Origin of the sequence: Vibrio sp. B172a (assembly GCF_030248355.1) — a bacterium.
GTDB lineage: Bacteria > Pseudomonadota > Gammaproteobacteria > Enterobacterales > Vibrionaceae > Vibrio > Vibrio owensii.
In genome coordinates, this window is sequence record NZ_JAHGAC010000035.1 from 154,670 (window position 1) to 179,977 (window position 25,308).

Here is a 25,308-nt window from a genome sequence, read left to right on the forward strand (position 1 = left end):
AAGCGCTCAGAAGCTTATAATTAAGCTAGATTACGTTTCACCGTACTCTTCATATTTTGCATGAAGTTTCTGAAGTGTGGCATGAAATCAGCGAATAACGGATGCTTGCGATCTTTCATCATCACAGGACCAAGCAGACGAAGTGCAACACCAACGCGTGTCGCATCTGCAGGTTCTAATCCGCTGCCCTGACCGATCTTATCTACGATATTAAGCATGTCTTCGCGATCTTGAACTTCAAAGCTCAAGCTTTTTGCTTCACGGCCTTCTTCTACGTTCACTTCTTCAATAGTAATGCGGTAGTGGTTGTCTTTTCTCATCTCATTTCTCCAATCAATATTCACTCGCTTTTTAGAAAGCGTTCAATCTTTGGCTTGATGGTCATGGATGTAATGGTCATCAACACCATTGCTACAGGTAACGCAGCGAAAAGTCCTTTTAACCAAGCAGATCCAAATACGGATACGTCCTCAAACCCTATGTTGTTAGCGGCAGTGATAAACGCCATAACGGATTCCATAATCAGCGCCATAAAGACACCAACCACAAGGTTTTTCTGCTTTTCACTGGCGCGGCTGAATAGTTTGCCAACCAGTTTGGTCATTAGCGTCATCATCACCATACCCGTTGGCATAAGGACAACAATCGCCATTAAGAATGAGCGCAACCAATCGCTGAAGAAAGAATCGGAATAGCCTACGTTCATGTAAGTCATTACGCCTGTCAGTGTCCCTCCCATTAGTGTCATCATCCCTAATACAACAGCAATTTTATGAATCAGTGGCGTCTTCGCCGGTTGTGTCAGTTCGTTCGACATGGTCAAGGATTCTGTCATTCAATTCTCGCTCTTGAAGTTACTCTCAATTAAGTTGATAATGTCAACTATAGTTATTTGGTTGATAATGTCAACCACTTTTGTTTGGAGTGTTACATGTCGAATCCAAAATCGCTGGATAATCTGTTCCATCTTGTGCACGTCTTAAAGCGTCAACTGCACGAGCAAATTGAGCAACTAGAACTCCCTATCGCGCCTATGCATGTGCGGGTGATAAAAATCATTAGCAAACAGTCACCATGTACGGCAATGGATGTGGTGAACTTCTTAAACCGAGATAAAGCACAAGTCACACGCTTAATTAAGACATTGATTGAAGAAGGCTTTATTGAGAAGAGACCGAATCCAGAAGATAAACGCAGCCAGTGTTTGTTGACCACCGAGAAAGGCAATGAAGTGTTGTCGAAGATCAAAGCCGTCGATGCTGAGATCTTTCAAAAGATGACGTTAAACGTGTCTGAGGAAGAGCTAGAAGCGTTCCAACTTGTCGCTGGGAAACTGGCAGAAAACCTGTCGAAAAAGCCAAGCTAAAAAACGGTAATCATTTTTGAAATCGGTTCAGCCATTATGGATTACTGGCTGAACTGATGTATAGAAAGTGCTAGCAAACTACTTCTTCTAGCGCGTGATAAACGAGCTTCCCATCAACAGTTTTGCTTTCCATTAAAGCGATAGAATAAATCGGAAGTGGTAAAGGTGATATCTCAACAGCATCAAGTGGTGCTTGTTTATCGACGTGGCGAGCAAGTGTGATGTGAGGAACATAGTCACGTGACTCCGTCACAAAGCCATGCTGTTCTAATGCCTCTATGAGTTCGTTTTGCAGTGTTGTAACCGCTAAATTATCTTTAATCCCCAACCAAGCCAGTTGCCTGCCACTTTGCCGAAATGAACCTAGGTGATCGACCGTAACCTGCTCACAACGGCAGCTAAGTTGATGAAGAATATCAATAAGACGCTGCGTTTGTTCTTCTGTCGATTCACCGATAAAAGCCAACGTAATATGAAAATTATCGACGCAAGTATAGCGCCCTTCTATCTCATGCTGTTGAAGCCTATCTTGGATCTGCTTGAGCTGTGATTTACTGCCTTTATCAAACGTGAGGGCGAAAAATAATCTCATCTAAACGCTCCTACAACCACTCTAAACCTTCATAAGGCTGATGCTTTATGCTCTCTAATCGCGAGTACAAATCACCACTGTGGATTTCTAGTTTGTGCCCATCAGGATCTAGAAGATACAGCGAATCCCCTTCACTCTTGTTCTCTTTCCATTGAGCAATATCGAACTGAATAAGCTTGTGAGAAAAGTCCGTGAAGTCTTGCTGTGAGATAGAAAAAGCGATGTGGGAGTAATCACTCTTCTCGTCTGGCTTATCGACCGATAAACAAAGCCAGAGATCACCCAAAGAAAGATACGCGCCTTGTCTCCACTTCACGTGTCCCTGAAAACCGAGCGCGTTGATATAGAAATCGAGCGAGCGCTCTAAATCACTCACCGCTATCGTAATGTGGTTCAATCCTGTCAGCATGGTTCATCCTTGATCATCAAACGTCGCTATTGTGGCAAACAATCAATCAATCAATCAATCAATCAATCAGAAATGAATCGACAGATAAAATAAAGCCCAGAACAAATGTCTGGGCTCGTAGGTTACATCGCAGGTACAAGTTGGGGTTTATACAAACAACATTCCCCATCCGGACGAGTTTTAAAGCGACGATGCAGCCACATGTACTGCCCGGGGCATGCCATGATCGACTTCTCGACAATCTTGTTTACGAACGCTGCCGCTTGGTCTGGATCGTTTTTTGGAAAGCCTTCAACTGGCGCGCTAATGGTTAAAGTGTATTGCCCATTGCTTTCACGAACCATAGTAAATGGCACAATGGCACAATCCGTAGCATCCACCAGCAAGCTGGTTCCCGTTGTTGTACAGGCACGCTTCACCGCAAACAAAGGCGCAAACGTCGATCGACGTGTGCCATAGTCGTGATCAGGAGCGTACCAAACACGCTGGCCTGTCTTTAGTGCTTCCAGCATGCCCTTTACGTTTTTGCGATCGATCAAAGTACGATTCGAGCGAGAACGTCCTTTGTATTGGAAGTAGTCAAAACATGGGTTGTTGTTTGGGCGATAAACACCAGAGCCTGACTTTTGGATCCCAAATGCTCGCGCACCAAGTTCTAGATTCATGGAATGCACCGCCAACATCAGAACACCTTTACCTTGTTGTTCTAACGCTTCGATATGTTCCATCCCTTCGATGTCTACATGTTTGCTGACACGTTTGTCTGACCAAAACCACGCCATCGCGGTTTCAAACAGTGCGATACCCGCGTTGTCGATGTTTTCTTTTATTATCGCCTCACGCTCTCGGTCGCTCATGTTAGGAAAACACAGCTCTAAATTACGTTTGATCGTGACTTGTCGTTTTTTCATTAATCGCATCGCTATGCGACCAATTCCGCTTCCGAGCGCGAGTTGTACACGAAATGGAAGGAGGCTAAGAAGGTACATGATGCTAATTATGATTAATGTGCCCCAGTAGCGAGGTGCCAAAAATTCTGCCTTGAATTTTGGTGCTTTGTGCTTATTCATGAGTGTGTCATCAGACGAATTCGTCTATAAAAATCCTTAAAAACAACGATAAATACGAAAAGTTATTATCATTGACTGTGCTTATTAAAAACTAAAGCGCGCGGAGTGTAGGGCTCTTTGATATGCTACACAATAAGAACTTTCGGAGATTGCGGGCGACTTTATCAAATCCAAGAAAAATGCCGTGATTTTCGTCGAATTGTCATAAAAACGCGACTTACTGTACTGACGATAAGCGATAGTTCCGCCGCAGCGAGTAATTGCGTTTCGAGATATGAATTTGAAAGAGTGAGCGTCCCGAGAGTGCCCTTCTCGTCTATCGCCCAATAAAAGGAAAAAGGGAGCGAAAAGGTCCCCTTGTTGCGTCAGTTTTTAAGCACGCTTTGTTCTAATAAACCATCTTCAACCAGATCAGTAAGAATGACTTTAGTTCTTTCTCTGAACAGATCACGCAGTAATCTTACGGTTGGCGTAATTGATTGTCTGCTCGGACAAATCAGCCACAGTTCCGTTGGTGTCGGCTTGTATTCACTCATGACATTCACTACGTTGCCTTTGAGCAAATCTTGCGACATATCCAAACACGATTTGATAGCCAAGCCCTTTCCAGAGACACACCAACGTCGGACTAAATCGCCGTCATTGGAAGCTCGATTGCCTTTGAGTTTGACCTTGTGTTCACTACCACCGTCACTGAATCCCCAAACATCGTGCAACGTATCGTGAAGTTGATACAATAAACCATTATGTTCGATTAAGTCTTGTGGATGCTTAGGCGTTCCATGTTCCGCAAGATATTCTGGTGTTGCGCATAATAACCTTGGCACATTGCATATTTTAAACCCGTACATGCTGGAATCTGTCGGGGCACCGTAACGCAGGGCCATATCGACAGAGTCTCGATAGAAGTCCACGTTGCTATCACTGATGTTGCTTCTCAGCGTCACCTGCGGATAACTGTCCATAAACTCATCGAGCCAAGGAGTAACTAAGTTTCGTCCTAAATCGGAAGAAAGTGCGATTCGCACTTCCCCATCAATAATGTCGAGATCTTCACGCATGTTCTGTTTCGCGTGCTCTAACAGTTCGAGTGCTTTTTCACACTGAGGAAGATAACGCTCACCCGCACTGGATAAACGCAAATGGCGCGTGGTTCGCACAAACAACTCAGCCCCTAAAGAAGCCTCTACTCTTTTTACGGCCGCGCTAGCCGTGGCGGTTCTCATATCTAATGCGGTCGCGGCTCCTGTAATGCTACGAAACTCAGCGACTTTGAGCACTACTTGAAGATCTTCAAGCAACATATTATCTATTCCTATTTGATAATCTCTTGATGATTATAAAGCTTTAGAAGAGATAAGGTTGTTTGAAATCTCACATTCAAAAAACGACAAAGGGAGCACTTGGCTCCCCTATCATTAGATTCTTAGGATGTTATTTCTCAATCGCATGCGCAAATTCGTTCGCAAAGTCATTGAAGTTACGTGCTGGTTTTCCAGTCACTCGCTCAACGGTGTCTGTCACTTCTGTGTAAGCTCCTGTCCCAAACCAAGCCATGATTTCAGCCAACGCATTAGCGAACCATTCATCCATTCCTGCTTCTTTCATCGCTGCGGCGGCGTCTTGTTCAGAAACAGCCACATATTCGATTTGCTTGCCTGACGCTTGAGAGATCACTTCGGCTTGCTGTGCAAAAGTCAGTGCTTCAGGGCCAGAAAGTAAATAGGTTTGGCCATCGTGACCTTCTCCGATAAGCGATTCAACAATCACTGCCGCCACATCGCGAATATCCACCACGCTTTGTTTTGCATCACCAAGCGGTAAGAAGAATTTACCCATTGCATTAATGGTCGCTAAGCTACCGTAGAGGTTCTGGAAAAAAGAGTTAGGCTGAATAATGGTCCAAGCTAAGCCCGATGCTTTGACTAAATCATCGGTGACTACATGGGTACGAATGATTTCTGAACCCGCATCACTCTTAGCCCCCATGCCCGATAGCTTAACAACGTGCTCAACATTTGCTGCTTTTGCCGCCGCAATGACGTTCTCCACCCAGAGCTTGTTGTCTTGATGAATCGGCATAGAGACGTAAATACGTTTTACACCCCGCATCGCTTTTTCCATCGCAGCAACGTCGGTAAAGTCACCCTCACGAACTTGTTCTGGCAGAAGATTCATGGTTGCTGTTGAGTTGGCATTTCTTACCATGACACCAAAATCTGCGCCTGTTTGTTGTAGTTGACGAACCACTTCTGAGCCTGTGTTACCTGTTGCGCCTAAAACTAGAATGTCCATGATGTTCTCCTACCGAGATTGAGCGTATGTTCTGTGTTTGCAGCATGCCGCTGCGGTATGGAGTAACTTTAGTTAATCCCGTAAAAATTGACTAGATAGTTAATCTGGGCTTCACTATCCCATATTCGGGATGAAGACAAATAGAGTTAACATGAAAGAGATATCAGCCTTGCCTTTATTTGCGCGCGTCATTGAGCTCAATAGCTTTGCTGAAGCGGCAAGGCAACTCAATGTGCCGACAACAACCGTGAGTAGGAAGATTCAGCAGTTGGAAGCAGAGCTTGGCGGCAAGTTGATCAATCGCTCCACTCGATCACTGTCACTCACTGAACTCGGACAACAAGTCCTGCCCAAAGCTCAGTTAATCTCAGATACGGTCAGCGAGCTTTATCATGAAGCGGAAGATGCCGCGAGCAAGCCGATTGGCACACTCAATATTACTGCGCCTCGTGCACTCAGTCAGAATCTACTCGCCTCCCTATTTGCAGAATTTCAAGCACGCTATCCAACGATTAAGATCAACCTTGCTTCGTCGAATCGATATCAAGATATGACGAAGCAGAGTTTGGACTTCGCCTTTCGTTTAGGCCCATTGAACGACTCTTCTTTGGTGGCAATTTCGCTCTCTCCCGTGAAGTATGTTTTGGCCATTTCAAATGCTCTGGCTAACGCTCTCCCCAAGTTCGAACACCCGCGTCAATTGAATGCAGCGCCGTGCATCCGCAATCACGTGGAAGGATACTTTTTACCTTGGCGATTTAGCCTGAAAGATGAAGTGATAGAAGTGACCGGAGCTGGCAGCGTCACAGCCGATGATTTCTTTGTTAGCAAACAACTTTGCTTAGACGGTGCAGGCGTTTGTTATCTGCCAAAGTCTATGCTCTACCAAGAATTGCAAACCCAACAGCTTACGGTGATTTTGGATGATTGGATCCCTCAAGATAAAACCATGCTCTTGGTATATCAGGACAGAAAACACTTACCGCAGAAGTCGCAATTGTTTATCGATTTTATAAGAGAGAAAAAGTCTTATATCGAAGCGTTTTTATCCGGTCAAAACTGACGATGACGTCGCACTCTAATCGTTTGTTTTTCAACACATGCGGGTGTAAAGTCTCGCCATAATAGCTATGAGACATTCTCTTTAATTGGAACAAGTATGAACTTCGACACCTTGTTGGCGTTTGGCGGCATCGTTTTCTTTCTGGCTGTGATACCCGGCCCTAACGCTTTGCTGATTTTGTTTACAGCCCTGACGCAAAGCCGCCGCTTCGCGATAGCCAATATCCTTGGCGTGGCGCTAGGCTTTCTGATCCATGCGTTTGTATCGGCGAAAGGTTTAAGCCTGCTGCTTTCTCAGTCCGCGTTAGCATTTAATATTTTAAAGTGGATGGGTGTCGCTTACTTGGTATGGCTGGGGATCAATAACTTGAAAAGCGGCCTTAAGTTGGCAGACCAAAAGCTAAAGCTCGACCGCAAGATAGAAGAGCAGACGCTGAAACAAGCCTTTGCGAAAGGATTACTGACCAATCTTCTGAACCCAAAAATCGTGTTGTTTTACCTATCTATCTTCCCTCAGTTTGTGCAACCTGAACACATTCTGGAGCAAAGTATGATGTTGGGTGCGCTACAGGCAAGCATTGTCGCGAGTTGGTTTTTGTTTGTGATCTTCTTTGCTACCAAAGTGAAGGCACTGCTCACGTCTTCCAAAACCAGTAAGTGGCTGAACTACGTGAGTGGTGGGCTGTTTATCTTCTTTGGTATTGGTTTAGCCAACACCCGTTTTTAGCCCCCAATGACAGACACAAAAAACACGCTCTAGGGCGTGTTTTTTAATACTGTTCTGTTAGCCAAAAACTGCGGCCAATACTAAGATCCCGACAAATAGCACCGCCACCAATCCCAGCAGATAAGAGAGTTTTCCGGTGCCACCTTTTGGCGCTTGATTACAACATCCCATGGTTTTCTCCACTTTCTAAATCACTCTAACCGCTCTCAATCTAGACCTTCCCCTAAGGTCAGAGTCAAACTATGGCGTATTTCGACCAAATTTCTAGGATTCTGGTAATAAATAATTCGCTATAAACACATTTCTTAATATGCATTTTTTAACGCAATCTTGCGTTTTTTGACCAGAGCAAACGTTTAAATTGATTACGATTAAACCACTGAGATTTCGGTTCATTTTTGAGTAAATACATACCATTTTTGGCTATATACCGGCAGATTCGTGCAGCCCTACAATACGCCCGTCTTACTTGTAGCACGCGGGTTCTCCGTCCGAGACACGTGGCTCAATCATTAAAGGTATCGAATGAGCAATATCGCCAAATCCGCCGTCAAACTCAGTGTCTTTTCTGTCATCATGATTACGGTTACTTCCGTCGACAGCATAAGGAACATTCCGGGTGCCGCCTTATTTGGTAGTCACGCCATCTCTTTCTTCTTACTGGCAGGTCTTTGCTTCTTCGTCCCTACGGCATTAGTGTGTGCAGAATTGAGTACCACCTACCCGCAACAAGGTGGTGTGTATTTGTGGGGTAAAGAAACGTTAGGTCCAAACTTTGGCTTTGCGACCGTGTGGTATCAGTATGCTGAGAACATCGTGTACTACCCACCTCTCATCTCGTTTATCGTCGCAACCGGTGCGTATCCTTTCTTCCCTGAACTAGCCCAGAACAACATCTTCATGTTGATCATGATTAACGTGATTTTCTGGGCGCTGACTTTGGTGAATATCTTTGGCCTGCGTTTGTCTTCGCTCATTACCAATGTGTTCGGTACGCTTGGGCTTATCTTTCCTATCCTGCTGATCATCGGCCTAGGTGGCTACTGGGCGTACACCAATCCAAGTGAATCGCATATTTCACTTAGTCACGCATCTGACTGGTTGCCTGATTTCTCACAAGATGGCATTGGTGCTGGATTTACCGCGGTTGTGCTTTCTCTAACAGGGCTTGAAATCACCACCTCTTACGCGAGTGAAGTCGATAACCCACAAAAGACTTATCCAAAAGCACTTATTGCTTCAACCGTGTTGATTCTGGTCTCTCTAACCGCGTGTTCGCTTTCGATCTCTTCCGTAGTATCGAGCGATCATTCAAGCCTAAGCGAAGGGGTTATTTTGGCGTTCAAGGCGTTCTTCGATGATTTGAACATGTCATTCATGCTGCCAGTTATCGCGCTTGCGATTGTATTTGGTAGCTTGGCGAGCCTGAATAACTGGATCATTGCACCAACTAAGAGCTTACATGTCGCTGCGAAAGACCATTTCATGCCGTTGACATTATCAAAAGAGAACAAGAACCAAGCACCAGTTCCACTTCTGTTGCTGCAAGGTGCGATTGTAAGTGTGCTTTCTTTGGTGTTCATCTTGGTACCAAACGTGAACCAAGGTATGTGGCTGTTGAATATTCTGATGACTCAACTCTACATGGTGATGTACATCTGTATCTTCGTCAGCTTCTTGGTTTCACGTCGTAAACACGCAGATATTGAACGTCCGTTCCGCGTACCTGGTGGCAAGTTCGGTATGATGTTGGTGGCGACGCTAGGCTTGGTTAGCTGTCTGGTGACCATCTTCGTTTCATTCGATGTGCCAGCGGGTATTAGTGCTCAAACAGGCGCCTCTGCTTTGATTCTTGGCTTTATCGCCTTCAGTTTGCCAGCAATTGGTGCCGTAATGTACCGCAACCGTAAGCGTCGCCGAGAAGGCCAATTGATTGAGGCGATGGCGAATTAATCGCATCCATGTCTCTTTTACATAGCCAGAAAATGTTTCTGCAGATAGCAAAAAACCGCGAACTATTCGCGGCTTTTTGTTGGTAAATCTATGGATTAATGACCGACGGTCTTAGACAGCAAGTTCACAATCATAACGCCAGTAAGAATGAAACCAATACCAACGAGTGCAGCAAGGTCGAGTTTTTGTCCGTATAGGAAGTAACCAACAGCAGCCACAAGTACAATCCCCGCCCCGCTCCAGATCGCATATACAATGCCAACTGGCATGCTTTTTACGGTCACAGACAGTAGGAAGAAAGCGATACCATAGCCGATGATAACCACGGTGCTCGGCATCAATTTAGTAAACTGTTCTGTCTTTGGAATAGAAGAAGTCGCAATCACCTCACACACGATAGCAATAGACAGCGCAACCAGTGGAGGCATAGAAACAAGCATTTTGAACATAAGGCAAACAACGCTCAATTAACCTGAACTCGATGACATATCGAATCTCTGAGCGGCGCATTATAATCAAAATCCGTCAGTACGCTATAAAAAGTGATGCAACTCACATTTACACCAGCGTAATAATCGCAGTTAGAAGTCGGTCTCTTCCAAATTGATCACGCAGGCAGACGCGTCATTTCTGGCTGTGAGTAACGAATCTGGGTCCGCATACACGATGTTGTCCAACCCTAACTTTTGCATATCATCAATGTGATACATCCAAGCTGCATTGCTGGTATCACAACCTGCTTTGTGTAATTTTTCACGTTTGTTCAAGTGTCCAAACATGGTGATCTTTGGATTTACCGCCACCAGCGCAAAAAAGGCTTCTTCGTGCTGACGCCACAAACTTAAGGATTGATGCCATTGTTCGAGTTCTTGTTGATCAAAGCCATCGGTGTCCCATTCATCTTGCATCGCGCCACCAAACCAAAGCACTTCTGAGCCTTTCATAACCAAAGTACTCGGTGCCGCTGTTAAAACATAGTTCGCACAGGCAGAAGCGCACGTTCCATTGACGATTAAATGAACCTGATTGTTGTAAACCCAGCGTCCTAGTTCCATCGCTGGTCGATACTCGCCTGAGTCGCTGTCTATCATCAAGGCAACAACACCATGCGGTTGAACGTTGGCAAGCTCGATGGCTTCTCGCACGCTCTCCGCGGTTATTTCGCCATTAAAGTAAAGTGTTCGCCCTTCCATGTAGATATCATCAGATAAACTGCACGCTGATAACCCAGTGAGCGTGAGTGCACCTAGCCACTTTCGCATATCTCTCTCCATGATCTTCATTCCAAAACTCGACATCCAACTTCAAATGAGTATTGAACAAGTTGAATAAAAACGACGGAGAAAGTGGCACATTTTTGACCAACGTCAAAATATGCACATTGTTACTTATAACCTATTATTTTTTAGCGAATGGCGATTTAAATTGCACTAACGTGGGGGGGATGAAAGATATCAAGAACTTAGCTCGGATGACTCCCAAACCATAATGATAGTCTGGACTCCGTTGTGAGAAGTGTTATGCAGAGGACGGAAACCGTATTTCAGATACAAGGCTTCATTATGCGGCTCGCATTGCAGAAACAATTTTGGAATGCCAAGTTGAAACACGTGATTTTGTGCACGAACGACCAGCGCAGCAGCATAACCTTTACCTCGTGATGAGGCATCGACGTAGACTCCACCTAACCAGTGCTCATACTCAGGGAAATGAATGTTCTCTCGGATCTTGAGTTCAGCGACTGCTACAAGGTCATTGTTTTCGTCATGAACCACAAATGAAAGTGGAAATGCATGGCGGCTATTGGCTTTGAGTAAAACCTTCTCGCGAACTTGAGCGGGCGTCACACCAGGAACAGTGTAAGCCCACTCATCAAAGTACCATTGTGCAATAAGATCAGACTCATGGGGGAAGTCAGCGAGAAAGTGAATTTGGAATGCCCTTTCTGCCACTATTAATAGCCACCATCTGCACTATCGACCACAGTCGCTTCATTGCCAACATCCGCTTTGGCATGGTTAAAATGATGCTGCTGTGAAAGCTCAAAGTAGATGTGCATATCAATCGGTTCTGGTGTGTTGAGAAGCATTTTGCCAACCTCCCGTTGGAAATGGCCGTAATTGCCAAGCTCCTCTGTTAAACCTAACTGCTCATAGCTTGCCAAGCTGGTGAACATACCGTAAGCGTATTGATAACGCGTCATGTCTTCCAACTTGTCGTGCCCAAGTTCGGCCAACGCTTGGTCGACTTCGTCTGGCAGATAAACGTCCTTATCGCCAAACTCCCTAAGCAAGACGTTAGGAACTTGATGTGCAATGCTCTGAATGGTCTCTTTTCTTTTAAACATACCGAACATAATGTCCTCCACTGACGATGATTTTCCATACAACGTATTTAAGTACGTGCTGGCGAGCCAATTAGTGTCTTTATTGGTATTAAGGCTCAAAATTTATACTAACTCGATCTCATAATTCTCTTCAAACGCTACCGTATTCGTTACACAAAAATGTACTCAGAAATCTTGCCGCAATCACAATTGCAGAGCGTCAGTTTGAGTCGACAATTCATACCAATTGAGCAATAACCCCGAATCAATTTGGATTTTCAATGGAATCTAAAAAGTGTTTCGATTCCGCTCTCTCTTATCGAAATGACCAGACTGCATTAAGCTAAATTTCATCGGCTAACGTGCAATCAAGGAGCATACCGTGACTTACTATTCAGTATTAGATGTAACCCCTACAGCCCAAGACTGGGTACCTGCTTATGTCAGCGTCTCGAACGCACTGGTGGAAAAACACGGTGGCAAGTACATCGCACGAACTAACGTGCACGAACGACTAGAAGGCAATGGTGAAGCACCGGCGCTTCGCATCATCATCGAATGGCCTTCTCGCCAAGCAGCACTCGACTTTATGAATGACCCAGAGTATGTACCTCACCTAAACGCTAGAACCGCAGGTTCAATCAGTAATCACTACTTGATCGAAGGTAATGACCAACTGGCATAAGACACATAAAAAAAAGCCCAGCGAACGCTGGGCTTTTTCCGGTTTATATCAACAAGGTGAGTTTTCACTGCATCAACAGAAATAGTTTCAATATCATTATATTATTCCTGCTATCACCTTTTAATAAACCACCTACACTAACTGACGTGTTAATGAATGATGCATAATGTATGAATCTCAATCATCAAAATAGATACAACGTTAAGAATCAAAAGCTTTGTCATTGATATGTTTATATCTCAGAACTAACTTACAAGCCTATATTTTATTTCTAATTTAATCTTATCAATGTTTGTTCGTTTTAAATCACATAATATCTAAGTAGAGTTCTTATCTAAGGCTCATTCTAATTGTGATATAAGAGCATTGAAAACGGTGTCTAACGACGTAAGTAGGTCAACCTGAGTAGCTTGTGATGACAAGACAACCGTTCACCTGCCTCTAGAGACTCACTTGCCTTGGAAGATTCTCTAACCAACACTGATTAGGCTTCGAGAAAACTCGGCACTCTCTAGCTACTCAACTTACTAGTAAGATCATTATTCGGCTTTTTCCTACAATAACTTTTAGGGGGTGTTATTTTCTATAAATTCAAACTTTAAATTATTGTTTCATTAATTTCAATCTTACACAGTCAAATTCCAGTTATTACAAGTTAGTTGTTAGCATATCATTCGATAAAAGACAAAGTAACTTGTCATAACCTTTAACAAGGCATCACATAAAAACAAGAGTTAGAATATAATCCAACTAAATTAAATGAATTAATAATTTTAATTATCTTACATCGGCATAATTTAACCTTCCGGATTATTAGCGCAATCAAGTATTCACTTACTGAAAATAAGTGATTGGAATATTTAAAATTAGAACAGCTCGACTTAGGTTTTTTATTCTAAAGAGTGCCATTTTCATATGTAGAGTCCCTTTGGTGTGTTTGGCTCCTGTGTGAGATGAAAGTAGGAACAAAAGAAATCCCGTTCAAAGTCACATTTCATGTCGACATCCGTCAGTAATTACGTTAGCTTTAGAAGTATAGACGTCTAAAAAGTTAAGCTTAGGGAGAGAAAGCCGTGCCAATTAGAATTCCAGATCAGTTACCCGCTAGCGATGTATTAAGGACAGAGAACATCTTTGTGATGAGCGAAAGTCGAGCGGCGAGTCAGGAAATCCGTCCATTGCGAGTGCTTATTCTCAATTTGATGCCAAAGAAGATTGAGACAGAAACTCAGTTTCTTCGCCTACTTTCTAATAGCCCACTTCAAGTGAACGTGGAACTGTTACGAATCGATAATCGCCCAAGTAAGAACACACCAACGGAGCACCTAGACACATTTTATCGTCAATTTGAAATGGTAAAAGGCAAGAACTTCGATGGCCTTATCATTACTGGTGCTCCATTAGGTTTGGTCCAATTTGAAGATGTGATTTATTGGGATCACTTGAAGACCATTATGGAGTGGGCAAAAGATCACGTCACGTCCACACTTTATGTTTGCTGGGCTGCACAAGCAGGTTTGAAGCTTCTATACAACCTGCCAAAGAAAACACGCAAAGAAAAGCTATCAGGCGTGTACCATCACTCTATCCATCATCAGTACCACCCTCTTCTGCGTGGTTTCGATGATACGTTCTTAGCACCACATTCTCGTTATGCAGATTTCTCGCCGGAGTTTTTAGAAGAACATACGGACCTCGATATTCTCGCAACGTCCGATGTCGCGGGTGTTTATCTAGCAACCACAAAAGACAAGCGTAATGTGTTTGTCACTGGTCACCCAGAATATGACTCTCACACACTCCATAACGAATACATTCGAGATTTGGGCGAAGGGATGGAACCTGCTATTCCAATCAATTACTACCCGAATAACAACCCAGACAATCCACCTTGTGCGAGTTGGCGCAGCCATGGACACTTGCTGTTCTCTAACTGGTTGAACTATTGCGTTTACCAACAAACTCCGTACGATCTGGATCATTTCAGCGAAGACGCCTTCACTAAAGACGACTAACTGCCTGAATTTAGAGTGTGAACTAAGCCGCCAACTGGCGGCTTTTTTGTATCAGTTTGCTAACCTGATCGCATAGTATTTTTTCCCCAATAGGCTTTTGCATCGTAATTCATATCATGCTGTGTGAATCAGGGATGTGGGGCATAGATATGAAGCTTGGAAAACTCGGTGCATTAGTGTTAGCAAGCCAGCTAGGTTTAGTTGGGTGTGTCACCGTCAATGAAGATGGAAACAGTCCAGTTGTGAAAGCCGATCCGGTTTCTATGGCAGAGTCACGAATCGCTCTCGGTCTCGGCTATTTAGAGAGTGGCAGTATGATCCGAGCACACGATAATCTGCAGCAAGCCCTTACCCACGCACCTAGCTACTATCGAGCACAACTTTCGATGGCGCATTACTACGAAACCGTAGGTGAAGATTCAAAAGCAGCACAGATGTACAAACGCTCTCTTCGCCAGCATCCCAAAAATGGTAACGTACTGAACAATTACGGCACCTTCCTGTGTAAACAAGGCGAATACAGCCAAGCAGATAAAATGTTCAATCGTGCGATCGAGCAACCTTACTATTACCTTATCCCTGCTAGTTACGAGAACGCCGGATTTTGTGCACTAAAGTCGAATCAAGCTGAAAAGGCAAAGTATTACTTCGCTCGAGCTATCGACCATGACCCTCACCGTCCTAAATCTATCCTTCAGTTAGCTAAGTTAGAGATCGACAGCGGAAACTACACCGATGCACGTATTCGCTTGATGCGCTTTAACCAAATGTACGGAGTCAAGAAACCCTCTCTCCGCCTAATGGTGGAACTAGAACGCGCTGCCGGCAATGAAGCCTTAGAGCGAAAGTATCAGTACCAACTCGATCAAATTTCTTAACTCTATAAACTCAAAGAGTCGACCACAAAGCGTCGACTCTCGTCATGCTCGGACTGTTTGCCTAGCATTCTTCTGTCGTTTAATGCTTTTCTGAAACCACTTTCAATCGTCTAAAATTACAGAAGTGTCATCGTGAATTTTCGCGTCAAAAATAGCACTAACTTGCTATTTATTAATGAATTTTTAGATTTAACTAAATTAGCAAACTGAATTTTTACTCTAATTTATATGACACCAATCACACTAATTTGCTTAGTGTTTGCACAGCAACGAACAAGATCTATACATTCGAGTGGCTTATAGGCAATTTATTAAAAACAATTCAAATCTATAAATGTCACAGAAATAAGGAAATTTATGTTGAAGTATAAGAACACAGCGTTGGTGGCAACTCTCCCTCTTCTATTGTTACAAGGCTGTGGAGGCGGCGGTGACAATGGAAATAGCTCTAGCACTGCAGTCGGCAATAACATAACCTGGTCAGCAGGAGACTTCTCTACCCCGGCTAGCGAGTTTGCGAATAAATGTAGCATCGCTAGAACAGGTATTGACCCATACACAGGGGATTATTATCCAGACCAAACAGGTTCAGCACTGCAAGAAAAAATGTTCTTACGTGCCTTCAGTAATGATACCTATCTTTGGTATGACGAGATCCCAGATATCAACCCGGACAACTTCCCTACCGTTGCGGCTTATTTTGATTCGCTGGTAACGACAGAAAGAACGGCTTCTGGCCAATACAAGGATCGATTCCACTTCACTCGCTCTTACGACGATTTCATGAAATCACAACAAGCGGGTCTTGTTGCTGGTTTCGGCTTTAACTGGAAATTCGTTCAAAGCTATGAACCGCGAGAAATCATCATTTCTTACACAGAAGATAACTCTCCAGCCTCTTCAAATGGCGTTGCTCGAGGCGACAAGCTATTGAAAATCAATGATGTTGATGTTGTGAACACCTCTTCGAGCTCTGAGATTGATTTCATCAACAATACGCTTTTCTCTCCTACGCTAGGTCAAAACTACACCTTCACGTTCGAAACCGTTGATGGCGCTCCGAAAGTGGTGACTCTGACATCGGCAGATGTCGCAACCAGCCCAGTTCGTAATGTAAAAGTCATCGACAACAACGGAACAAAAGTCGGTTACATGCAATACAACGCTTTTGAAGTGACTGCGCAACAGCCACTTATCGATGCGTTTAATCAGCTGTCAGCGGCAAACGTTGAAGAGATCGTGATGGATTTACGCTACAACGGTGGTGGTTTAGTTTGGCAGTCTGCGCAAGTCGGCTACATGTTGGCTGGCACACATTCTAATGCCACTTTCGCTGAGCTGATTTACAACGACAAGATCATGAACTCTGGCAAGGTAGAAAATAACGTTTATAACTTTGTCGATACTGAAATTGATTGGGGTAAAGGTATCTTGACTGACATTGCCCTACCAACATTAAGTGCGAAACGCGTTTACGTTCTAACGACTGACAACACCGCGTCCTCAAGTGAACTTCTCATCAATGGTCTTCGTGGTATTGATGTCGAAGTGGTTCAAATTGGTACCACGACAACGGGTAAGCCATACGGCTTCTCGCCAGAGCAAAACTGCGGCAACATGTACTACACCATTCAATTTAAGTCTTCGAATGCTAAAGGATTTGGCGACTTTGCCGATGGCTTTACACCTACAGCAAAAAGTCTAGTATCGTCTAATATTGGTATAGATGACAAAGTGGAAGGCTGTGTTGTGGCAGATGACTTAACCAAACCATTGGGTAACAGCTCTGAAGGCATGCTATCTGCAGCGCTAAACTACATGAACACAGGAACTTGTCCTCCTGCGCCTGCCGTGGCGGCAGCTCCAAGAGCGATGCCTATGCTAGGTGGCACTCCACTTGATAAAGGGATTGATCCACTTCGACAAGAGGCTATTCATGTCAAAATTAACTAGAACAAAAGCAATAATTACCGGAGCGGGTATCAGCGTGATGCTAATGGGTTGCTCTTCTTCAGGTCACGGCGATGATGCAGTCAATGCACTAAGCATTAAAACGTCTGCAGACACAGTGACTGAGATCCAACAAGCAATCACGACAATTCAAGGCAACCAAGTGCCGCCAAAAATTGCGTCAAATACCTTCGAAACAAACTCACATTTGTTGATCGTTTCTGGGCAATTGATGGAGAGTTACAACATGCCATTGAACGGCGCAGAAACAGAGTTGCCCGATCAATACACCTTGCAACTTCGTGAAGAGGAATGTGGCGTTTATTACGAGAAAGACGACAAGTTTGTCCCTCTAACCAACATACAATGCCGACCTAATCCGATTCAGGACTAAACAAAAAGCCCGCCGTTACTTTATTCAAAATAACGGCGGGCTTTTCTCATTGTTCGTATTCAAATCAAACAAAACCTTACGATTCGAACGACTCAGTCTAAAGCCATATTATAAGAAGTGGAACGTCACGTTACCTGTGATGCTACTTACTGTATCGCTGTCCCCATCGATATCAACCCCAAACGCTTGATAACTTGCACCGACAGAAATGTTGTCTAACAAGAAGTATTCCGCGCCAACACCGTACATATAAGACACGCCATCATCTTTGTCCAAGCTACTCAGATTACCATTGTATTCGACGTTAAACGCGTTAATACCACCTTTCGCGTAAACGTGCAGAGGACCAAAGTCGATACTTGGCTTTGCGGCTAAGTAGAAAGAAGAGAAATCTACATCACCTCGGTTACCAGCAAGATTTAAATCCACTTGGCCATGGTTGAAATAGCCCACTTCAATACCAATCAGCGGCAAGATCCCCGTACCAACATGAATGCCATAAGTGGTGTCGTTTTCGCTATCGATGTCTGATTGACCAATTTGACCACCAGCATAAAGCCAAGAGTCAGCAAGTGCAGATGTTGAGCATAGCGCCAAAGCCAATAACGAGAGTTTTGTTTTCATAGTTATACCTTTCCTGTTCGATTCCTGAACGGAACATCACGCGAACTGCATCGCGTTCCTTATGTATCTAGGTAAATACTATATTCAAAAAGTGGCATGTTTTAAGAACAAGAAATGAATAATTTCTGTTCAATGTCTATTTGTGTGATTTACAGACAAAAAAACACCGGCGCGTTGCCGGTGTTTATCAAATAAATCTTCGAAATGTTCGACGATTATAGGAAGTGTAGTGTCGCGTTTAGAGAGAACGTACCGATGTCGTCTTTGCCCGCTGTGTAGTTCATGTAGCTTGCGCCAACAGACATAGGGCCGAAAATGAAGTATTCCGCACCTACACCGTACATTAGATCCACATCATCGTCGTCTTTGCCGCCAGAAACTTTCTTATCCCACTGGTGGATACCGCCTTTCGCGTAAACATGCAGAGGACCGAAGTCGATGCTTGGTTTAAGCGCAGCGTAGTAAGAAGTCAGTTTAGTTTCTTGACCAGCGATCTTGAATTCACCGTGTTGAGTAACACCCGCTTCGATACCGATGATTGGCAGAATACCTGTACCTACGTGTACAGAGTAAGACGTGTCTGTTTCGCCTTTGTAGTCAGACTGACCTACAGAAGCACCACCATAAATCCATGAATCTGCCATTGCTGCAGAAGAAGCACTTAGAAGTGCCACTGCCAATAGAGTTTTCTTCATCATCAACCTTTACTCTTTATTATTACCCACTTCTGCATCAAGCAGAGGTGGGTACTGCAAACACAAGGGAGGCGAACCATTGCCTCCCTTGTGACTTAAAATCACTTGTGGGTGAATAACTGCAATTACTGTACCAATCGAGCTTGCCACTGGACAAACCATTGATTACTCAGCAAACCCCACAAGAAAAAAACTGCCGCTATTGTACCGATCGATTAGCAAGCATCAATCGCATTTTTGATACGTTTATCAGAAACTGGGTACGGAGTCCCCAATTGTTGAGCAAAGAAGCTCACTCGAAGCTCTTCGATCATCCAACGGATCTCTTTTACGTTCTCAGGAATCACCATGCCTTTCGGAATTTTGTTGAGCAGCTCTTTGTAGTCGCTCGTCACGGATTCCACTTTCAGCATGTGCAAACGGTCTTTGTTTGGATCGATCGGCAGCTTCTCCATACGACGCTCAATCGCACGCATGTAGCGAAGAATATCTGGCAGGCGTTTCCAGCCACATTCTGTCGCGAAGCCCTTGAAGATCAACCCTTCGACTTGTGCTTTGATGTCCGATAACGCGAACGCCATGGTGAAATCGATCTTACCTTTCAACTTCTTATTGATGTTGAAAGCGGTCGTCAGGATAGTTTCCACTTGCTGTGCAATGTCCACCACCGTATCACCAAGCTCAGCACGAACGTGTTCTTTCAGTGCATCAAACTTCTCTGGCTCCCAAACCAAACCGCCCTGCTCTTCGATAAGCTTATCGACACCACACGCGATACAGTCATCAATCAGATCCAGCACCTTACCGTAAGGGTTAAAGTACAGGCCCAACTTCGACTTGTTCGGTAAGTTAGAGTGCAGGTATTTAATTGGCGACGGCACGTTCAGCAAAATCAGACGACGCTGACCCGCTTGCATTGCCGTGACCTGCTCGTATTCGGTCTCGTACAGTTTGATTTCAACGCTGTCTTTGGCATCCACAATCGCTGGGTACGCTTTAACGTCGTAACCACCGCGTTTTTGTTGGTATACCTTAGGCAGTTCGCCAAAGCTCCACGTATGCAGACCTTCTTGCTCGATGTCGTCATCCGCAACTTTTGAAAGGGTTTCTTGAACTTTGTCTTTCAAGCTCTCTTTCAATTCATGAAGGTCTTTGTTTTCCTTCAACTTGCGATTTCTATGGTCAACCGCGCGGAAAGTCACCTTCAAGTGCTCCGGAATTTGATCCATATTCCAATCTTCGCGCAGAACTTCCACACCCGTCATTCGACGCAGTTCTTTCTCTAATGAGTCCAGTAGCGGCGCTTCCATAGGTGTTGCACGAGCTAAGAAAGCATCAGCGTAGTTTGGCGCTGGAACAAAGTTCTTACGTACTGTCTTCGGCAGCGATTTAATCAAGCTCACTACAAGCTCATGGCGCAGACCTGGGATCTGCCAGTCAAAACCCGCAGGCTCGACTTGGTTCAAGATCGGCAGCGGCAGGTGTACCGTCACACCGTCACTGTCATCACCCGGCTCAAACTGGTAACTCAGCTTAAGTTTCAGGTTGTTTTGATGCCAGAAGTTCGGGTAATCCAAATCGGTAACGTGGCTTGCATCGCCCTTGAACAGCATCTCTTTTTCGAAGTTCAACAGCTCTTTGTTGTCTTTCGATGCTTTCTTCCACCATGTATCGAAGTGTTTACCAGAGACTACTTCAGTGCCAACGCGTTGGTCGTAGAAATCAAACAGTTCATCGTCATCCACCAAGATGTCACGACGACGAGATTTGTGTTCAAGTTCTTCCACTTCTTGAAGAAGCTTACGGTTTTGCTTAAAGAACGCGTGCTTGGTTTCCCACTCACCTTCCACCAGCGCACTACGAATGAACAGCTCACGACTGACGGTTGGATCGATACTGCCGTAGTTCACCAAACGCTTCGGTACAATTGGCACGCCGTAAAGCATCACTTTCTCGTGTGCCATGACTGCTGCACGTTTCTTCGACCAATGCGGCTCGCTGTAGCTGCGCTTAATCAAGTGCTTCGCTAATGGTTCAATCCACTCAGGCTGAATCTTAGCGATGATGCGACCCCAAAGTTTTGAGGTTTCCACCAATTCAGCAGACATGATCCACTTAGGCTGTTTCTTGAATAGACCTGATGCAGGGAAGATATGGAAACGAGCGTTACGCGCGCCTTGGTATTCATTCTTCTCTTGGTCTTTCATACCGATGTGTGACAACAAACCGACTAGGATTGAACTGTGTACGCCATGGTAAGACGCAGGCTCATCGTTCAGTTTGAATTCCATTTCACGCATCGACTGGTGAATTTGGAAGTACACATCTTGCCACTCACGCACGCGCAAGTAGTTCAAGTAATCTTGTTTACATTGCTTGCGGAACTGGTTGCCCGTTAGCGCTTTTTGCTGCTTCTGGATGTAGTTCCACAGGTTCACAAACGTCAGAAAATCTGAGTCTTCATGGAAGAAACGTTTGTGTTTGTCATCTGATGATTGCTGCTTGTCACTTGGACGCTCGCGCGGGTCTTGAATCGACAATGCCGCAGCGATGATCATCACTTCTTTCAATGCGCCTTGCTTTGGTGATTCCAATACCATACGTGCTAAACGTGGGTCGATTGGAAGACGTGCAAGTTGACGACCAATGCTGGTTAGGCGTTTCTTCGATTCTTTCGCATCAGAATTGATTGCACCCAACTCTTCTAGAAGGCGAACACCGTCTTGAATGTTACGTTTGTCAGGCGCTTCTACAAATGGGAAAGCTTGAATATCGCCTAAACCAAGTGCGGTCATCTGCAAGATAACCGACGCTAGGTTGGTGCGCAGGATCTCAGGATCGGTAAACTCCGGACGTGACTCAAAATCTTCCTCTGAGTACAGGCGGATACAGATACCCTCTTCCACACGACCACAACGACCTTTACGCTGGTTCGCACTCGCCTGAGAAACTGGCTCGATTGGAAGACGCTGAACCTTAGTTCGATAACTGTAACGGCTGATACGCGCCGTACCTGGGTCGATAACGTACTTGATGCCCGGAACCGTCAACGACGTTTCCGCTACGTTGGTTGCCAGTACAATGCGGCGACCAGCATGAGGTTGGAAAATCTTGTTCTGCTCACCCGCCGACAAACGCGCGTAAAGCGGCACAATTTCCGTGCTCTTCAGATTACGTTTAGACAGTGCATCAGCGGTATCGCGGATTTCACGCTCACCGTTCATGAAGATCAGGATGTCACCTAAGCCTTCATCGCACAGTTCGTCTACCGCTTCGAAGATACCTTCAAGTTGGTCACGATCATTATCGTCATCACCACTTAGTGGGCGGTAACGCGTTTCTACTGGGTAAGTACGACCTGACACTTCAATGATTGGGGCATTGTTGAAGTGTTTTGAAAAACGCTCAGGGTCGATGGTTGCCGACGTGATGATCACTTTCAGATCAGGACGACGTGGTAGCAACTCTTTTAAGTAACCCAAGATGAAATCGATGTTAAGGCTGCGCTCGTGCGCTTCATCGATAATGATGGTGTCGTATTGGTTCAAGAAGCGGTCATGCTGAATTTCAGCCAGCAAGATACCGTCCGTCATCAATTTGATTTGGGTGTTTTCAGAGATCTGATCGTTGAATCGAACCTTGTAACCGACAAACTCACCAAGCTTGGTTTCCATCTCTTCAGCAATACGGTTTGCAACCGAACGCGCCGCAAGACGACGAGGCTGAGTATGACCAATCAGACCGAATTTACCGCGACCAAGCTCAGCACAGATTTTTGGTAGCTGAGTGGTTTTACCTGAACCGGTCTCACCCGCAACGATAACCACTTGGTTTTCTTCGATCGCTTTCGCAATGTCGTCGCGTTTTTGGCTGACTGGCAGAATTTCAGGGTATTCAATCGTTGGTTTGTAGCTACTACGTTGCTCCACAACCATCATGGATTTGGCGATGTCTAATGCGATTTCATCAAACACAGCGTTACGCGCTGCGTCTTTTTTGATTTTGCTTGCACCAGAGATTCGTTTACTCAAGCGGAAGCGGTCACGCATCATGCACTGGTTAAGCGCCTTGCGCAGTGACGCCGCGTTGTTTACTTGAGCCTGAGGCGCAGCATTCTGAGAAGCTTGTGCTTGAGATGCATTAGCCTGCTTCGCTTTGGCATTTTGCGCACCATTTGACGGTGTCGCTTGCTCTTCAGCGGGATTCTTTTTTTGGGGCTGTGACGAAGTCAAAGCGTTTCCTATTCTTTTCATTACATAAAACTGCGCGGATTGTAGCACATAAGGGCTAGAACAAGATAACGGAAAGCAGCTTCAAGCAATCATTCAATTTTTTCGAACAACTTAAGCGAATCCATCGGGTTTTGAGTCGCTGAGCATTGCCTATAATGCATCACATAGCCGAAAGCACTTATTAAAGGAAATCCATATGTCTCGTGTACTAGCTCTTAAATCAAGCATCCTTGGCGATTACTCTCAATCAAACAAACTGGTTGAAGACTTCATCAAAAATGTAGACCAAGATAAGCTAACTGTTCGTGACTTAGCTGCAAATCCACTGCCAGTTTTAGACTTTTCCGTTGCGACAGCACTACGTGCAACAGAAGATCTTTCACAAGATCAACAAGCGGTGGTTGACCTATCTGACACGCTAATTGAAGAAATCAAAGCAGCAGATACTTTGGTTATCGCAGCACCAATGTACAACTTTACGATTCCAACTCAGCTGAAAAACTGGATTGATTTGATTGCTCGTGCAGGCGTGACATTCAAATACACAGAAAACGGCGTTCAAGGCCTGATTGAAGGTAAGAAGGCAATCGTAGTCACCACTCGTGGCGGTCTTCATAAAGACTCACCAACCGACAGCATGACACCATACTTACGCACAGTATTGGGCTTTGTTGGTATCACGGATGTAGAGTTTGTTTACGCAGAAGCGCTAAACATGGGTGATGACGCAGCAGCGAAAGGCATTTCAGACGCGCAAAGCCAATTGGCAACCTTGGCGTAAGATTGAATAGAATTGAATACAAACAAAAAGGGATTGGTTTTCGCCAATCCCTTTTTTATCGTTTTAAGTCAAAGCTGATCATGCTGTTATAGCAGCTTTGCGCGCATTGTCCGCAACCTTTGCATTTGGCAGCGTCAATTTTAGGTTTGAAATCGTCTTGCCATTGCAAAGCATCATATGGGCAACTGTCCTCGCAACTACCGCAATAACCGTATAAGTTTTCGCAACTGTTCGAGATAGTTGCTACCAAGCCTGTAGACTCTGTTTGGTTTGAAAGCGCTAATGTAGGGCACGCCGACTTACACGCGCCGCATAAATCACATGCCGAGTAACTGATGTCTAACGCGGCAACGCCATCAACCATTTCTATGATTTGGCTCGGACATGCAGAAGCGCACTTTCCGCATCCATCACAAAGCCGAGTGAACATAGACTCTTCCACCGCATACGGCGGTCTCGCTTTAACACGAGGCTCTTGAGCTTGTTCCACTGGCGCGCTACGGAACGAAAACAGACGTCGCTTGCTTAGGTCAACCGATTCAGACTGGCGCATCCGAGTAATCTCTTTTTGCTGGTATAACGACTTGGTATTGCTCACTCAAGGATTGAAGTAATTCTTCCGTAAGGTTCGACAGTTTTGAGTAAGGCGTGAGAGTCACCGCTTTTTTGAAGCGCTTGTTGAAAAAGCCAAACCACGTCATCAAGTGTTCGCGTAGCATTTCAGCCGCCAGTTTTTGCTGTTCAGTTTCAATCAACATGCCTAACACCATCAGCATCAAGCCGATCTGGTCTTCTGGCTCACGTTGGTCAGATTCCAAAGCAAAACCACAACGCTGCAAGAAGTAACGATATTCAATGGTTGATTCACCAAACAACACCGCCTCTTTATCTAGATACGCCGAACCCCAAGGTGGCGCTGGCATCTCGCCAATACCGGCAAACATGCGATCGTGCTCCATTTGCAGTGCCTCTTCGCTCTCGTTTTGAAAGCTGCGCAGCATGTCATTGAGCGCTTCGATTGGCGTATCAGTATTGCTCAGCAACGTATCGAGATTTGCCGCCGGGTAATCTTTTGGCTGGTAGTAAAACAGTGCACCAAACAGCTTAAGAACGATGCTGGTATCTTGTGGTTCAAGTTGAGAAATTTGCATGAAGTACCTTTGATGACTGGTGTTTTTATTCTTCGATTAAGTAAAACGGAAAAGAGGTGGGACGAACACTCGCCCCACTCTGCTAATTGTTATCAGTACAAAT

At 44.8% G+C, this 25,308-nt stretch carries 26 protein-coding genes; 10 read left to right on the forward strand and 16 right to left on the reverse strand.

Features of this window, described 5'->3' with window-relative positions:
- Positions 1 to 20 precede the first annotated feature (20 nt).
- Together KIT90_RS24935 and KIT90_RS24940 are read right to left on the reverse strand one after the other, a co-directional pair.
- Positions 21 to 320, reverse strand: coding sequence for a DUF3861 domain-containing protein (locus KIT90_RS24935; RefSeq protein WP_020197642.1), 300 nt, complete (start codon positions 318 to 320; stop codon positions 21 to 23).
- A 20-nt stretch (positions 321 to 340) separates the two neighbouring features.
- Positions 341 to 835, reverse strand: a complete 495-nt coding sequence (locus tag KIT90_RS24940) for a DUF2798 domain-containing protein (RefSeq protein ID WP_020197643.1) — start codon at positions 833 to 835, stop codon at positions 341 to 343.
- 96 nt (positions 836 to 931) lie between these two features.
- Between KIT90_RS24940 and KIT90_RS24945 the strand changes: the two genes are divergently transcribed.
- Positions 932 to 1,366, forward strand: coding sequence for a MarR family winged helix-turn-helix transcriptional regulator (locus KIT90_RS24945; RefSeq protein WP_038872355.1), 435 nt, complete (start codon positions 932 to 934; stop codon positions 1,364 to 1,366).
- 70 nt (positions 1,367 to 1,436) lie between these two features.
- On the opposite strand, the gene thpR is transcribed toward KIT90_RS24945, so the two are convergent.
- The 5 genes from thpR to KIT90_RS24970 form a co-directional block, all read right to left on the reverse strand.
- On the reverse strand, positions 1,437 to 1,958 hold the full coding sequence (gene thpR / locus KIT90_RS24950; protein WP_285379243.1) for an RNA 2',3'-cyclic phosphodiesterase: 522 nt from the start codon (positions 1,956 to 1,958) through the stop codon (positions 1,437 to 1,439).
- Between the two features lie 10 nt (positions 1,959 to 1,968).
- Positions 1,969 to 2,367 carry a fosfomycin resistance glutathione transferase gene (gene fos / locus KIT90_RS24955; RefSeq protein WP_132698978.1) on the reverse strand — a complete coding sequence of 133 codons (399 nt, stop codon included), beginning with the start codon at positions 2,365 to 2,367 and terminating at the stop codon, positions 1,969 to 1,971.
- Between the two features lie 122 nt (positions 2,368 to 2,489).
- The gene (locus tag KIT90_RS24960; RefSeq protein ID WP_285379246.1) at positions 2,490 to 3,437 is read right to left on the reverse strand and encodes an LpxL/LpxP family Kdo(2)-lipid IV(A) lauroyl/palmitoleoyl acyltransferase; all 948 of its coding nucleotides are present in this window, start codon (positions 3,435 to 3,437) and stop codon (positions 2,490 to 2,492) included.
- A 365-nt stretch (positions 3,438 to 3,802) separates the two neighbouring features.
- Entirely contained in the window at positions 3,803 to 4,741 is a 939-nt protein-coding gene (locus KIT90_RS24965; RefSeq protein ID WP_285379248.1) for a LysR family transcriptional regulator, read from the reverse strand.
- A 130-nt stretch (positions 4,742 to 4,871) separates the two neighbouring features.
- Positions 4,872 to 5,732, reverse strand: coding sequence for an SDR family oxidoreductase (locus tag KIT90_RS24970; protein ID WP_285379249.1), 861 nt, complete (start codon positions 5,730 to 5,732; stop codon positions 4,872 to 4,874).
- Positions 5,733 to 5,883: 151 nt separating this feature from the next.
- Here KIT90_RS24970 and KIT90_RS24975 point away from each other — a divergent pair, with 151 nt between their 5' ends.
- From KIT90_RS24975 to KIT90_RS24985, 3 genes are all read left to right on the forward strand, one after another.
- A complete protein-coding gene (locus KIT90_RS24975) occupies positions 5,884 to 6,795 on the forward strand; it encodes a LysR family transcriptional regulator (RefSeq protein ID WP_285379251.1) in 912 nt (303 codons plus the stop codon).
- A 96-nt stretch (positions 6,796 to 6,891) separates the two neighbouring features.
- Positions 6,892 to 7,521: a LysE family translocator gene (locus KIT90_RS24980; protein ID WP_020197651.1), complete on the forward strand. Its 630-nt coding sequence runs from the start codon at positions 6,892 to 6,894 to the stop codon at positions 7,519 to 7,521.
- 525 nt (positions 7,522 to 8,046) lie between these two features.
- Complete coding sequence (locus KIT90_RS24985; RefSeq protein ID WP_199438112.1) at positions 8,047 to 9,474, forward strand: APC family permease; 1,428 nt, start codon at positions 8,047 to 8,049, stop codon at positions 9,472 to 9,474.
- Positions 9,475 to 9,569: 95 nt separating this feature from the next.
- Here KIT90_RS24985 and KIT90_RS24990 read toward each other — a convergent pair whose 3' ends face one another.
- From KIT90_RS24990 to KIT90_RS25005, 4 genes are all read right to left on the reverse strand, one after another.
- Complete coding sequence (locus KIT90_RS24990; protein WP_005442747.1) at positions 9,570 to 9,902, reverse strand: multidrug efflux SMR transporter; 333 nt, start codon at positions 9,900 to 9,902, stop codon at positions 9,570 to 9,572.
- Between the two features lie 153 nt (positions 9,903 to 10,055).
- Positions 10,056 to 10,736 carry a hypothetical protein gene (locus KIT90_RS24995; protein ID WP_080642196.1) on the reverse strand — a complete coding sequence of 227 codons (681 nt, stop codon included), beginning with the start codon at positions 10,734 to 10,736 and terminating at the stop codon, positions 10,056 to 10,058.
- A 192-nt stretch (positions 10,737 to 10,928) separates the two neighbouring features.
- Positions 10,929 to 11,426 carry a GNAT family N-acetyltransferase gene (locus tag KIT90_RS25000; protein WP_270051640.1) on the reverse strand — a complete coding sequence of 166 codons (498 nt, stop codon included), beginning with the start codon at positions 11,424 to 11,426 and terminating at the stop codon, positions 10,929 to 10,931.
- A gap of 2 nt (positions 11,427 to 11,428) precedes the next feature.
- On the reverse strand, positions 11,429 to 11,830 hold the full coding sequence (locus KIT90_RS25005; protein ID WP_009704283.1) for a hypothetical protein: 402 nt from the start codon (positions 11,828 to 11,830) through the stop codon (positions 11,429 to 11,431).
- A 352-nt stretch (positions 11,831 to 12,182) separates the two neighbouring features.
- Between KIT90_RS25005 and KIT90_RS25010 the strand changes: the two genes are divergently transcribed.
- The 5 genes from KIT90_RS25010 to KIT90_RS25030 all read left to right on the forward strand — a co-directional run bounded on the left by KIT90_RS25010 (position 12,183) and on the right by KIT90_RS25030 (position 17,722).
- A complete protein-coding gene (locus tag KIT90_RS25010; RefSeq protein WP_005442737.1) occupies positions 12,183 to 12,485 on the forward strand; it encodes a DUF1330 domain-containing protein in 303 nt (100 codons plus the stop codon).
- Positions 12,486 to 13,558: 1,073 nt separating this feature from the next.
- Positions 13,559 to 14,500 (forward strand): homoserine O-succinyltransferase, encoded by a 942-nt coding sequence (metA, locus tag KIT90_RS25015; RefSeq protein WP_005442735.1) that lies wholly within the window; start codon positions 13,559 to 13,561, stop codon positions 14,498 to 14,500.
- Positions 14,501 to 14,649: 149 nt separating this feature from the next.
- Positions 14,650 to 15,378, forward strand: a complete 729-nt coding sequence (pilW, locus tag KIT90_RS25020) for a type IV pilus biogenesis/stability protein PilW (protein ID WP_032801970.1) — start codon at positions 14,650 to 14,652, stop codon at positions 15,376 to 15,378.
- A 357-nt stretch (positions 15,379 to 15,735) separates the two neighbouring features.
- Positions 15,736 to 17,331, forward strand: coding sequence for a S41 family peptidase (locus KIT90_RS25025; RefSeq protein WP_285379258.1), 1,596 nt, complete (start codon positions 15,736 to 15,738; stop codon positions 17,329 to 17,331).
- Positions 17,315 to 17,722, forward strand: coding sequence for a hypothetical protein (locus KIT90_RS25030; protein ID WP_041059854.1), 408 nt, complete (start codon positions 17,315 to 17,317; stop codon positions 17,720 to 17,722). Before KIT90_RS25025 ends, KIT90_RS25030 begins: the two co-directional genes overlap by 17 nt.
- A 108-nt stretch (positions 17,723 to 17,830) precedes the next feature.
- On the opposite strand, the gene KIT90_RS25035 is transcribed toward KIT90_RS25030, so the two are convergent.
- From KIT90_RS25035 to hrpA, 3 genes are all read right to left on the reverse strand, one after another.
- Positions 17,831 to 18,346 (reverse strand): outer membrane beta-barrel protein, encoded by a 516-nt coding sequence (locus tag KIT90_RS25035; RefSeq protein ID WP_009704277.1) that lies wholly within the window; start codon positions 18,344 to 18,346, stop codon positions 17,831 to 17,833.
- A 215-nt stretch (positions 18,347 to 18,561) separates the two neighbouring features.
- Positions 18,562 to 19,041: an outer membrane beta-barrel protein gene (locus tag KIT90_RS25040; protein ID WP_009704276.1), complete on the reverse strand. Its 480-nt coding sequence runs from the start codon at positions 19,039 to 19,041 to the stop codon at positions 18,562 to 18,564.
- Positions 19,042 to 19,256: 215 nt separating this feature from the next.
- Positions 19,257 to 23,294, reverse strand: coding sequence for an ATP-dependent RNA helicase HrpA (gene hrpA / locus KIT90_RS25045; protein WP_270051636.1), 4,038 nt, complete (start codon positions 23,292 to 23,294; stop codon positions 19,257 to 19,259).
- A 175-nt stretch (positions 23,295 to 23,469) separates the two neighbouring features.
- Here hrpA and KIT90_RS25050 point away from each other — a divergent pair, with 175 nt between their 5' ends.
- Entirely contained in the window at positions 23,470 to 24,054 is a 585-nt protein-coding gene (locus KIT90_RS25050) for an FMN-dependent NADH-azoreductase (protein WP_285379262.1), read from the forward strand.
- Positions 24,055 to 24,109: 55 nt separating this feature from the next.
- On the opposite strand, the gene KIT90_RS25055 is transcribed toward KIT90_RS25050, so the two are convergent.
- Both KIT90_RS25055 and KIT90_RS25060 read right to left on the reverse strand, forming a co-directional pair.
- Positions 24,110 to 24,607 (reverse strand): 4Fe-4S binding protein, encoded by a 498-nt coding sequence (locus KIT90_RS25055; protein ID WP_285379264.1) that lies wholly within the window; start codon positions 24,605 to 24,607, stop codon positions 24,110 to 24,112.
- The gene (locus tag KIT90_RS25060) at positions 24,594 to 25,205 is read right to left on the reverse strand and encodes a molecular chaperone (protein ID WP_285379266.1); all 612 of its coding nucleotides are present in this window, start codon (positions 25,203 to 25,205) and stop codon (positions 24,594 to 24,596) included. The genes KIT90_RS25055 and KIT90_RS25060 overlap by 14 nt, the downstream gene beginning before the upstream one ends.
- Positions 25,206 to 25,308 lie beyond the last annotated feature (103 nt).